The 11,998-nt window shown below is 32.3% G+C and carries 12 protein-coding genes; 7 read left to right on the top strand and 5 right to left on the bottom strand.

From position 1 onward, the window contains the following. Positions 1-94: 94 nt before the first annotated feature. Positions 95-745: an HlyD family secretion protein gene (locus tag ISP02_RS02565; RefSeq protein ID WP_195720112.1), complete on the top strand. Its 651-nt coding sequence runs from the start codon at positions 95-97 to the stop codon at positions 743-745. A gap of 12 nt (positions 746-757) precedes the next feature. Further along, positions 758-2,674, top strand: a complete 1,917-nt coding sequence (locus tag ISP02_RS02570; protein ID WP_195720113.1) for a DHA2 family efflux MFS transporter permease subunit — start codon at positions 758-760, stop codon at positions 2,672-2,674. Positions 2,675-2,782: 108 nt separating this feature from the next. Here ISP02_RS02570 and ISP02_RS02575 read toward each other — a convergent pair whose 3' ends face one another. Next, complete coding sequence (locus ISP02_RS02575; RefSeq protein ID WP_195720114.1) at positions 2,783-3,427, bottom strand: hypothetical protein; 645 nt, start codon at positions 3,425-3,427, stop codon at positions 2,783-2,785. 222 nt (positions 3,428-3,649) lie between these two features. Between ISP02_RS02575 and ISP02_RS02580 the strand changes: the two genes are divergently transcribed. Further along, complete coding sequence (locus ISP02_RS02580) at positions 3,650-4,549, top strand: alpha/beta hydrolase fold domain-containing protein (protein ID WP_195720115.1); 900 nt, start codon at positions 3,650-3,652, stop codon at positions 4,547-4,549. 75 nt (positions 4,550-4,624) lie between these two features. Here the strand turns inward: ISP02_RS02580 and ISP02_RS02585 are convergent, their stop codons facing one another. Beyond that, a complete protein-coding gene (locus ISP02_RS02585) occupies positions 4,625-5,029 on the bottom strand; it encodes a hypothetical protein (RefSeq protein WP_195720116.1) in 405 nt (134 codons plus the stop codon). Between the two features lie 12 nt (positions 5,030-5,041). Then, positions 5,042-5,509 (bottom strand): thioesterase family protein, encoded by a 468-nt coding sequence (locus tag ISP02_RS02590; protein WP_195720117.1) that lies wholly within the window; start codon positions 5,507-5,509, stop codon positions 5,042-5,044. Between the two features lie 130 nt (positions 5,510-5,639). On the opposite strand from ISP02_RS02590, the gene corA reads away from it, so the two are divergent. Continuing rightward, positions 5,640-6,587, top strand: coding sequence for a magnesium/cobalt transporter CorA (gene corA, locus ISP02_RS02595; RefSeq protein ID WP_195720118.1), 948 nt, complete (start codon positions 5,640-5,642; stop codon positions 6,585-6,587). A 43-nt stretch (positions 6,588-6,630) separates the two neighbouring features. Next, complete coding sequence (fni, locus tag ISP02_RS02600; RefSeq protein ID WP_195720119.1) at positions 6,631-7,671, top strand: type 2 isopentenyl-diphosphate Delta-isomerase; 1,041 nt, start codon at positions 6,631-6,633, stop codon at positions 7,669-7,671. A gap of 65 nt (positions 7,672-7,736) precedes the next feature. Here fni and gltS read toward each other — a convergent pair whose 3' ends face one another. Continuing rightward, complete coding sequence (gene gltS / locus ISP02_RS02605; RefSeq protein WP_195720120.1) at positions 7,737-8,945, bottom strand: sodium/glutamate symporter; 1,209 nt, start codon at positions 8,943-8,945, stop codon at positions 7,737-7,739. A 230-nt stretch (positions 8,946-9,175) separates the two neighbouring features. Here gltS and ISP02_RS02610 point away from each other — a divergent pair, with 230 nt between their 5' ends. After that, positions 9,176-10,504, top strand: coding sequence for a Na+/H+ antiporter NhaC family protein (locus ISP02_RS02610; RefSeq protein WP_195720121.1), 1,329 nt, complete (start codon positions 9,176-9,178; stop codon positions 10,502-10,504). Between the two features lie 68 nt (positions 10,505-10,572). Here ISP02_RS02610 and ISP02_RS02615 read toward each other — a convergent pair whose 3' ends face one another. Then, the gene (locus tag ISP02_RS02615) at positions 10,573-11,181 is read right to left on the bottom strand and encodes a DNA-3-methyladenine glycosylase (RefSeq protein ID WP_195720122.1); all 609 of its coding nucleotides are present in this window, start codon (positions 11,179-11,181) and stop codon (positions 10,573-10,575) included. Between the two features lie 171 nt (positions 11,182-11,352). Between ISP02_RS02615 and ISP02_RS02620 the strand changes: the two genes are divergently transcribed. Next, entirely contained in the window at positions 11,353-11,964 is a 612-nt protein-coding gene (locus ISP02_RS02620; protein ID WP_195720123.1) for a DUF805 domain-containing protein, read from the top strand. Positions 11,965-11,998: the final 34 nt, after the last annotated feature.

Genomic DNA, 11,998 nt, shown 5'->3' on the forward strand with positions numbered 1-11,998 from the left:
CCGACACATTTTTTTTAAGTGTTGGTATTTTTTTTTAGCTCATCTCTCTATAATAGATAAAGTGAAATTTAAAAGCAAATAGGAGGAAACAATAATGAAAAAAATGATATTAATTAATGTCATTACTATTGTAGTTCTTGTAATTATTGGAGTAGTTGGCTTCCATTTTTACAATCAAGCTACAAGCTATGTATCGACAGACAACGCTAAAGTTGATGGCGACCAAATTAAAATATCTGCACCTGCGTCAGGTGAATTGAAATCTTTCGACGCGAAAGAAAATGACGATATGAAAAAAGGTGACAAAGTTGCTTCAATCGCTGCTAAAGGCGAAAGTGGTGGCGCACCTCAATCTATGGACATCAAAATGCCTAAAGACGGTACTATCGTAAAAACTGACGGCATGAAAGGTTCAGTAGCTCAAGCTGGATCACCGATTGCTTATGCTTATAATTTAGATGATTTAAACGTAACTGCAAACGTTGATGAAAAAGACGTTGCAGATGTAGAAAAAGGTAAAGACGTAGACATTAAAGTTGATGGTGAAAATGCAAACATTAAAGGTAAAGTTAAACAAGTAGGTAAAGCAACTGCTTCTAGTTTCTCAATGATGCCTTCATCTAATAGTGACGGTAACTACACTAAAGTTTCTCAAGTAGTACCTGTTAAAATCAAATTAGATTCAAAACCATCTAAAAACGTTGTTCCAGGAATGAACGCTGAAGTTAAAATTCATAAAAACTAAGGGGGTCTTTAAATGACAGCGACCTTCATTATAATTTATGTAGTCATAGCGATCATTCTTGTCGGGTTGTTGAACTTGTTTGTTTCAAAAAGAAACAAGAAATCAACTAAAAGACAACTGGAACAGAAAAATTATAACAATGATTCGTCGAGTCAAAGTTATCAATCTAAATTTAACATAAGAGACAAAGATGATACGGCAGAGTCCAATAAATTATCTAACACTGATTCTACAGAGAAGGCTGCTGCAGCTTCTGTAGATAATGAAGATACTCAATCATTTACTTCTGATTCTTCGCAAGAGCATTCTGAAGAGGCAATTCAAGATAATGAAGCGAAGGATTCGGATTTTGATAAAATTAATCCTGATTCAGAAGAATCTAGGGTTAATGAAAAACTTAAAAAAGAACACAGTTCATTTATGTTCGGTAAAGGCACTACTCAAATGAAAGTACTTTTAGCAATGATTTTTGGTATGTTTATTGCGATTTTAAACCAAACATTGTTAAACGTAGCCTTACCTAAAATTAATACGGACTTTAATATCTCAGCAAACACTGGGCAATGGTTAATGACTGGATTTATGCTTGTCAATGGTATCTTAATACCAATCAGTGCGTTCCTTTTCAATAAATATTCTTATCGTAAACTATTCTTAGTAGCGATGTTATTATTTACAATAGGTTCACTCGTCTGTGGTGTATCAGGTTCATTTGCAATTATGATGGTAGGACGTGTACTTCAAGCTATTGGTGCCGGTGTGCTTATGCCATTAGGTACGAATGTCTTTATGACGATTTTCCCACCAGAAAAACGTGGTGCGGCAATGGGTACACTAGGTATTGCAATGATCTTAGCCCCAGCAATTGGACCAACATTGTCAGGTTATATTGTTGAAAATTACCACTGGAACGTTATGTTCTACGGTATGTTTGTTATAGGTTTAATTGCATTATTAATCGCGTATATTTGGTTCCGTGTATATCAAGTTACAAGTAATCCTAAAGCAGATATACCAGGAATAATATTTAGTACTATAGGTTTTGGTGCTTTATTATATGGTTTCAGTGAAGCAGGTAATAAAAGCTGGTCTTCACCAGTAATTATTGTTTCATTTATCATTGGTGTGATTTTTATCATTGCATTTGTTATTCGTGAAATGACAATGCGTATACCAATGCTTAATTTAGAAGTATTGAAATATTCTGGGTTTACTTTGACAACAGTGATTAACATGATTGTTACTATGAGTTTATTTGGTGGTATGATCTTATTACCATTATATTTACAAAACTTAAGGGGATTCACCCCAGTACAATCTGGACTATTATTACTGCCTGGTGCATTAATTATGGGTGTTATGGGACCAATTTCAGGACGCCTGCTTGATACTATTGGTATTAAACCACTAGCAATCATCGGTACTGCGATTATGACTTATGCTACTTATGAACTAACTAAACTTAATATGAATACCACTTACGGTCATTTAATGTTAATTTATATAATACGTTCATTTGGTATGAGCTTCATTATGATGCCTATTATGACAGCAGGAATGAACTCATTACCACAAAGATTAATTCCGCATGGTAATGCGTTATCTAATACATTGAGACAATTAGCTGGTTCGATTGGTACGGCAATACTTGTAACAGTAATGTCAAACCAAACAACGCAATATTCAGCTACGTATGCTCAAGATTTAGATAAGACTAGCCCATTCCTTAAAGACCATTTACAACAAATGGCACAAGCTATGGGTGGACAAGATATGGCAACTCAAAAAATTCTAAGTTTTGTTCAGAAACTTGCATCAATAAATGGTGTTAACAGTGCCTTCTTAGTTGCAACAGGATTAAGTTTACTTGCATTTATTTTAAGTTTATTCTTAAAAGGCAAAGAGCACTATATTTCTAGAGAAAAATAACTATAAAATAGCCTGAAAATTTTAAGGAGGACTGCTAGCTCAATGAGTTAGTAGTCCTCCTTTTTTATATAAAAAAACTATGAATAATAGTACTTTCTGGTGTGAATATTAAATTGTGTTGATACGTTTACGTTTATTTCTAAAGAAAAGACTAATAAATACTAATGCTAAACTACATACTAATAGAATAAGCGCATTGTTTATTGCATCTGCTTGTGTTAGTACTTGGTCTGGTTTAATAGATACGTAATATTGACTCAAACTATTAGCTATACGTGAGGCAATATTTTGTAGAATAATTGAAAATCCAAAAGTTATGACTAACATAATAATTAATGTGAATAGGTTTATAATTTTTAGTACCGTGCGGTTGAAAATTATAGTAAATATTGATAAAACTAAGCTAACAATCACCGCAATGAAAAATATGTTAAAGACTAGTATAAGTGAATCAATACGCGATTGCAGATTTGCGATATTATCAATATTAATATTGAGATTAGAAATATTATTTAAAGTTTCTTGGAAATGGTTTAATTGATGAAAAGTAATAGGTTTATTAACTATCTCTAAATTAAATACAGGTTGTTTATACATGCTGTAGCCAGTTATTGCCGTCAAAATAACCACAATTAAATGAATTATAAGATTAAACCAAGAGAACCTTTTTTTACCTAACTTTGCACCTCGATGCATCGGGGCGGTTGTTAACGTATGTTCAAAATTTTTGAATCTGTGATCTTGTTCAGCCATAAATACTCCTTTCAATTTAAACAGACATATTTTTTAAAGCCCAAAATTTTTATGTTAGTATTTAAATAATGATATGCTAAATATTCATATTATATTGGTAATAAAATAGTTATTTATAATTTATTATAACTGTTTTTTTAGTTTAAGTGGGAAAATTTATACAATAAATATTATAAGACTTATATTGTTTTTAAATCTATAAAAAGAATAGGTTGGTTAACCATGACTTTTAATATAATGAATTACTTAATAAATAAATATTTAGTCCCCGTTAGAACGATTAACTTTGATGATGAAAAACAACTTCAACAATTTATGAACGAGCGTGAAAAACTTAATGCCCAAAAACATAAACAACCAGAAAGTTTAAATATTAAGTCTAATTTAGAGAAACAAATGTTCGAAGATATGCAAGTGTTTAGATTTAATTTCAGACATAATAACAAGCGAAAGATATTATATTTGCACGGTGGTTATAATGTATTACAACCATCAATTTTTCATTGGCGATTTATGGACAAACTAGCATTAAATACGTTATATGAAATAGTTATGCCCATTTATCCTAAAGCTCCGACAAACAATGTAGAAGATACTTATAAAGCAATTCATGCATTGTACCAACAATTGGTTACCGAAGTAGGTGAAGAGAATATAGTTGTTATGGGGGATGGTTCTGGAGGTAGCTTAGCACTTAGTTTTGTGCAACAATTAAATGCTGAAGGTCATCTACTACCTAAGAAAGTTTACTTGCTGTCTCCTTTACTAGATGCAGAATTAAAAAATGAACAAATTACAGATGATTTAATTAATAAAGACAAGTTAGTTCATATTGAAGGTGTGCGTGATGTGATGAATGTTTGGTCTAGTGACCATGCATTAAAAGATGCTAAAATTTCTCCGATAAATGGCGACATAAAGCATTTACCGCCTATTTATGTGTTTGGAAGTACGCAAGAAGTTTATTATCCAGACATGTTAAAGTTGGTCAAATTGGGAGAAGGATATCAACTGCCGATACACTTTTATCCATATAAAAGAATGATTCATGGGTTTCCTTTATATCCAGTTAGACAGTCTCATAAAGTAGTAAGACAAATTGTCCAATCCTTAAAAGTTTAATAATTGTACTCTACTATACAATAATTCAAACAAAAGCCGTCATTATCCATTATAAGATAATGACGGCTTTTTAAATTAGTTACTAGTAACTAGTGTATTTATAGAATCTATTATTATTTTTTGTCCTTTTAAAGTAAATAAATAGGAAATAACTGTCGCAAAGTCATCGTCTGGCAAATTCATTTGAGCGAAATTTTGTGCCGCTTTGTTATAATCTTCTGTTATATTTTGTGCATATTGTTCATAGTGGTTGCGAAATACTTCATCATCTTCATAGGCATCTAATAGTGAATTAACGGCATTTATCGTTTTTTTCTGTCCACGATAAAAACTAATATTAAGCCCTCGATCAATTAACTGATCATCAGGACCATTTATAACTAATGATTTGCTTTGATTAAGTTCACTTAAAGCAGCTTTAGTTGTGTCGTGATAATCGTATAATTGTGTTCGAATAATTACTGTTAGTGAATTAGACATATGTTTCACTCCTTATTTTGGTATGCCGATACGATGGCCAAGTTGTTTAGGCCACTTTATAGTCGGTTGTTGTGCATAGTATTGTTCTAATTGTTGGTAGTATTGTTGAGGGAAAGGACTTACTTTATTCGTATTTCTATCAATACCTAACATCATCGCTTCGTTAGTTGCGGCAAGCGAATCATCTTGCTTATACATAAATGCAAAAAAGTGTGCTCTTTTGACATCATAGTCATACAAATATAATTTAACTGTATATGTTTCATCGAGCTTTAATTCCTGAAGATAACTTGTTTGTTCTTCAGCTGTAAACATAGTGTAGTTTAGTATTTCTCTTTCTTTAAGGGACAAGCCATGTGCGTAATTAAATTGATTGATAATATCACTAAATATATGATTATAATGTGAATCATGCATGTGATTATTGTGGTCAATCATGTCGGATGAAACGTGCTGTGAGACTGTAAAAATTGTAGTCATTGTCCTTTCAACTCCTGAATTTCTATTTATTGATTGATACCGTCTACAATTATATTACTAAATATAGTTTAAACATACATCTGTCATGATTCATGGTAAAATAAAAGAAAATAGTTGGGGAGGAAATTTTATGGGGCTAACGATAAAATATCAAATTGGCGACCATCCACTTCAACAAGTTGGTGATGAACAAGCCTTACCCGATGAGGCTGATTTCATATGGTATGATTACGAAAATCCAACATCATTAGAAAATCATCAATTACAAAATGATTTTAATTTTAATAAACTTGAAATTGATGATACAGTTAACGGTACACCAAGAGCAAAATATAAAAAATATGCTTCATATCAATATATTGTTGTTCATGGCATACGTGATGAAGATTACAGACCGACTGCAATTAACTTTTTTATAAAAGATAATGTGTTAATTACATATCATCATACACATGAACAAGCTATTACAGATATTAATAATACTTTAAGTGAACACACGACCGACCGTTTAACTGCCAGCAGCGTCATGCTTTATACTATAGATCAACTTGTAGATTATTATTTTGATTATATTTATGGTATAGAAGAAAAAGTTTATGATTTTGAAGATAAACACGTAAATGATACTACGAGTAAGGTCATTATGGATGACGTTTTTAAGTTGCGTTCGGATATCATAAAATTAAAACGGATAGTCTTTCCGATGCATGAACTTATAGTGACACTTAAAGATAGTCAAACGCTATTTAATAGTCATAAAGACTATTTATATATTCAACATATTGAAGATCATATGATTAAACAAGAAAATAGTATTAAAACTTCTGACGAGATGACCAATGAAATAAGAGAGAATTATGAATCGTATAGTTCTTATAAAATGAATAATATAATGCAAATATTGACGCTTGTATCTGTGATTTTCTCACCATTAGCGTTAATTACAGGTATTTACGGTATGAACTTTAAATATATGCCAGAATTAAATTGGCACTACAGTTATTTCGCTGTGTTAATCATAATGTTAATTATTTCTATTATTTGTATTTGGTATTTTAAAAAGAAAAAATGGTTTTAACTGTGTTTAACTAAATTTAACAAAAATGAAAGTAGGGACAATAGTGAGCGATTCAAAGCGAGAACAAAGAAAAAATGATCATGTGGAAATAGCAATGGCACAAACAGATGCCCCACAATCAGATTTTGATAAAATTAGATTTGTACATCATTCAATACCAGACATAGATGTTAGTGATATTGATTTAAGTAGTCATTTAACTGATTTCTCATTGGACTATCCAATTTATATCAATGCAATGACGGGCGGTAGTGAATGGACTAAAAATATAAACGAAAAATTAGCAGTCGTAGCACGTGAAACAGGTTTAGCTATGGCAGTTGGATCAACACATGCAGCGTTACGTAATTCAAATATGGCATCTTCTTTTAGTATCGTACGCGACACGAACCCAAGTGGTATAGTCTTTAGTAACGTTGGTGCAGATGTACCTGTTGAAAAAGCAGAAGAAGCGGTTAAACTATTAGATGCACAAGCATTGCAAGTGCACGTTAATTCTCCTCAAGAATTAGTTATGCCTGAGGGAAATAGAGAATTTTCAACGTGGATAGATAATTTAGCGTTGATTGTAGAGCGTGTACCCGTACCTGTTATCGTTAAAGAAGTCGGTTTTGGTATGAGTAAAGAAACAATTCAAAGCCTTCAGGCAATAGGTGTAAAATATGTTGACGTCAGTGGTAAAGGTGGTACAAATTTCGTTGATATTGAAAATGAACGCCGTTCTTTAAAAGATATGAACTATTTATCATCTTGGGGCCAATCTACTGTTGAATCATTATTAGAAAGTACTAAATTCCAGCAAGATATTAATGTATTAGCGAGTGGGGGAGTTAGAACACCATTAGACGCTGTAAAATGTTTGGCACTAGGGGCAAACGCAGTAGGTATGTCACGACCATTTTTAAATCATATTGAAAACTATGGTATTACTTCTACGTTAGATTATGTCGAGGAATTCATCGACCAAATGAAAAAAATTATGACTATGTTAAATGTACGAACGATTAAAGAGTTGGAACAAACACAAATTGTATTTAACCCTGAGTTAATTTCATGGATGGAACAAAGAGGTTTAACAATTTAAAATTTTGTAAATTAAAACGTTAGTAATCAAGTTTAAGTACTTATTACTAACGTTTTTTAATTATATTATTTTAGAATGTTAATAAATGAAGTTACGATAGGGACACCTAATAAGTCGATTAAAAAGGCACCTACTATAGGAACTACTAAATATGCCTTTGGAGAGGCGCCAAATTTTTTCGTGATAACATCTAGGTTTGCCATTGCATTTGGTGTAGCTCCTAGTCCATGTCCAATAAAACCGCCAATCATAACTGCAGCATCGTAATTTTTGCCTAATCCTCGGAAAACAACAAACACTGAGAACAAGACGATAAAAATAATCTGTACGATAACTATAATAATTAATGGAATAGCTAATTTATAAATATCTGTTAGGTTTATACTCATCAATGCAATAGATAAAAATAGACTTAATGAAACGTCACTAATTTTGTCGATGATTTTCATGTCTATGATTTGTAAGTTACCGTATTCAGAGATATTTCTTATGATGACAGCTACGAACATGGCACCAACATACATTGGAATATTGATATTAGTTAAGTCTGTAAAAGTATTACCAATATAACTACCTATAGCCATACATACCGCAACGATAGTAAATTGTAATAAGAAAATAGTTGTCGGTTCCATTTTATTATGTAAATTTTCGTTATAGGATACAGTACTATAATCTTCTTTTGTAGATTCTGCTTGAGAAGGTTTTAAATTATATTTATTTATTAAGTATTTAACGACTGGTCCACCAATAAGTCCTCCAGCAACTAGACCTAACGTTGCAGCTGCTAACGCTGCTGTGAGTGCTGAATGATAACCAAGCTGTTGAATAGTTTGTCCATATGCCGCAGCGTTACCGTGTCCACCTTCCATCGACATTGAACCAGCAGTAATACCGAGCAACGGTGGTATATTTAGCACTTTTGCCAAAGAAACACCAATCACGTTTTGCAATATTGCTAAAATGCCACAAAAAATAAAATATAAAATAAGTACCTTGCCGCCTAATTTTAATAATTTTAGTGAAGCACCTAGACCGATAGTGGTAAAGAAAGCTAACATAAAGAAATTTTGTAAAAAGTCAGAGCTCAGTTTTATAGTCACAATGTTTAAACTCTGTAAAACTGCAACCAAGATTGAAAATAATAACCCACCTATAACAGGAGCTGGGATACATAATTTCTTTAATATTGAAACATGATTAACGATGTAGACACCGACTAAGTATAAGATGCTTGCTAGAGCAAGCGTCGTGACAGCATCAATGTGTAACATAAATTTCCCTCCTTTAATAACATTTTATAGCAATCGTTTACAAAAACACCTAAAGGGCATTATATATTCTATGAGGGAGTAATTGCAATGACTATTACATAGATTATATAAAGATATACACATTAAATATTTTTTCAGACTAATTAGAATAAGTTTGAATTAATGACTTTATATTTATTTTTAGGTACTATGTAATCACGAGTAAATTGATAGAGATAAGGGGTAATGTCATGGAAAATTCACTACGCAGCCAAAAACAATATGGTGCATTAGCATTATTACCGTTAGTCATATTTTTAGTGTTATATATCGGCGTAGGTATAACATTTACAATTATGGGTAAAGAGGATGCATTTGATCAATTACCACGACATGTTGCAGTATTTATCGGTATTGTCATTGCATGGACTTTTTATGATAGAAAGACAAAGTTTGCGAAAAAAGTGCAAATATTTACAGAAAATGCCGGTAATTCAGGTATTGTAAATTTAGGACTTATCTTATTACTTGCAGGTGCATTTTCTACTGTGACATCTGACATGGGCGGTAAAGACGCAATGGTCAACATGGGCTTATCCGTTATCCCACCCAGTTTATTAATCCCTGGAATTTTTATAATGAGTGGTTTCGCGGCATTAACGCTTGGCACTTCTACAGGTGCTCAAGCAGCATTTATACCAGTGGGCGTTGCAGTTGCTCAAGCGGCAGATTTAAGTATCGCGGCAGCAGGTGCAGCTGTCATTGCCGGTGCATATTTTGGTGATAATTTATCTATTATCTCAGATACGACGATAGCTGCTACAAATGGTGTGGGCGCTAAAATGAAGGATAAATTTAAAATGAATGTATTGATTGCTTTACCAGCTGCCATCTTAACGGCAGTTTGTTATGGCATTGTCGGAGGTACTGGCACAGTTAAAGGCGATTTAAGCTTTAACATTATTAATATTTTGCCTTATTTATTTGTACTAATAGCTGCTATTGCAGGATTAGACGTTATATTAGTTTTAATTATCGGAATTTTAATGGCAGGTTTATTAGGTATAGTTCAAGGAAATATGGGCATTTTCCAATTTACTAAGGCAATAGGCGATGGCATGCAAAGTATGTTTTTAATCTTTTTAGTAGCCTTTTTAGTATCTGGTCTAGTGGCATTAATTCGTTACTATGGCGGTATTGATTGGATTATTCAAGCAATGAAGGCTAAAGCAAAAGGGCGTAAAAGTGCGGAATATGTCATAGGTTTTATGTCAGGTATTTTATCGGCAGCATTGTCGCATAATACGTTAGCTATTATTATTTCGGCCCCAATAGCTAAAGAAATTGGCGATGAATATAAAGTTCCGCCTAAAAGAATGGCGAGTTTACTAGATATTTTTGCTTGTTGTGCTTTAATGGTATTGCCGCATGATAGTGGTATGTTAATGGTTGAGCAATATGGCCATGTCTCATACTTAGATGTTTTAAAATATTCATACTATCCAGTAATATTTATTATTTGCACAATGATAACAATTCAGTTCGGGCTGTTAAATAAAAAGAAAGTTAACAATAAATAATAGAAATTAAATATGGAAAGACGCTACGATAGCATGAATATGTTATCGTAGCGTTTTATTGTTTGATATTATTTCCAAGTTTCACTCGGTGGTATTATAGCAGATTTTTTAAGATGAGATACATAAGGGTTACCTTTAACCGTATAGCGTAAAGACTTGTACGTCCATTCACCTTTGTTAGGTATACCAATGCGACCACTTTCTTCTATTGATCTAGGGTGCTTTCTATTTTTAGTATCGATTAATAAATTACCTTCATTTAGTCTCGAGCCATCTATATGTCTTGGTATATTAAACGCTTTAGTCCATTTTCCGGGACCATTCGTAATGTCGTATCCTGTCTTGCCACGACGATCAGACATTGTTTCTATACCTTCTTCTGGTTCGATAGCTCGAATCAATACACCTTCAGGTATATTGGCTTGTTGCGTAACGAAATTAATTAGTAAATGAGTGTGCATGACATGAGCATAAATTGTACCACCTTGTTTATATAAGGATGCTACTTTAGGCGTGCGTTTGCCATTAAACCCGTGAGCTGCTTTATCATCAAATCCTAAATAGGCTTCTGTTTCAACAATATAACCCGTAAATGTTTGATGTGTATCATGATAAATAATTTTTACACCTAGTAAATCTTTAGCAATCGCTGTAGTATCGCGTTGTAAAAAATCCACGTTTTATATGCCTCCTAAAAATAATACAAAATTAACTCATTTAGTTAATTTTGTATTATTTTATATATTTACATTGTTTTGGTAAACTACTTAATATATAAGTTGTAGAGTTATTTAATTTATACATATAGTTTACATATAAAATATAACATAATAAAGGAGTTGAACAATATGACGTCAAAAGTAGGCTTTGGTACTGCTTATAAGTTATTTTGGAAAAACTACGTTAACTTTACTGGACGATCGAGAAGGAGTGAATATTGGTATACGTTTTTATGGCATATTATAGTTTGTATTCCAGGTATATTACTACTAGTTGGTGGTATAATAGGTTTAGTTTTTGCTCTGATTAATAGTAGTGCAAGTGCTTCTGGTATAAGTGCTATATGTCTTATCTTTGGATGGATATATTTAGCGATTTATGGGCTTGCGACATTCATTCCGAATTATGCGCTGCTAATTAGAAGGTTTCATGATACAGGTCGTACCATGCTCATTCCAATAATAATATTTGTATTTTCTATTGTTATTAACGTTGTTCCTTCGGTCATTTCTGTTCAACTTTCGGATAACAATAGTTTAACGGGTTCAATTATTTCTTTAATTTTGTATTTAGTATTTTTCGTGTTAACTGTATATCAAATCGTGATTTGTTGTCTTGACAGTGAACGTCAACACAATCAATATGGACCAAGTACAAAATATAATGAAGACGCTGCTGATATTCAAAGCAAAGCGCCTAATGAAGAAAACTTAAATAAACGAGATAACAATTATTACTAAAGTAAAAAGTCAATAAGCATATATTTTATGTAAA

Origin of the sequence: Staphylococcus durrellii (assembly GCF_015594545.1) — a bacterium.
Taxonomy (GTDB): Bacteria; Bacillota; Bacilli; order Staphylococcales; family Staphylococcaceae; genus Staphylococcus; species Staphylococcus durrellii.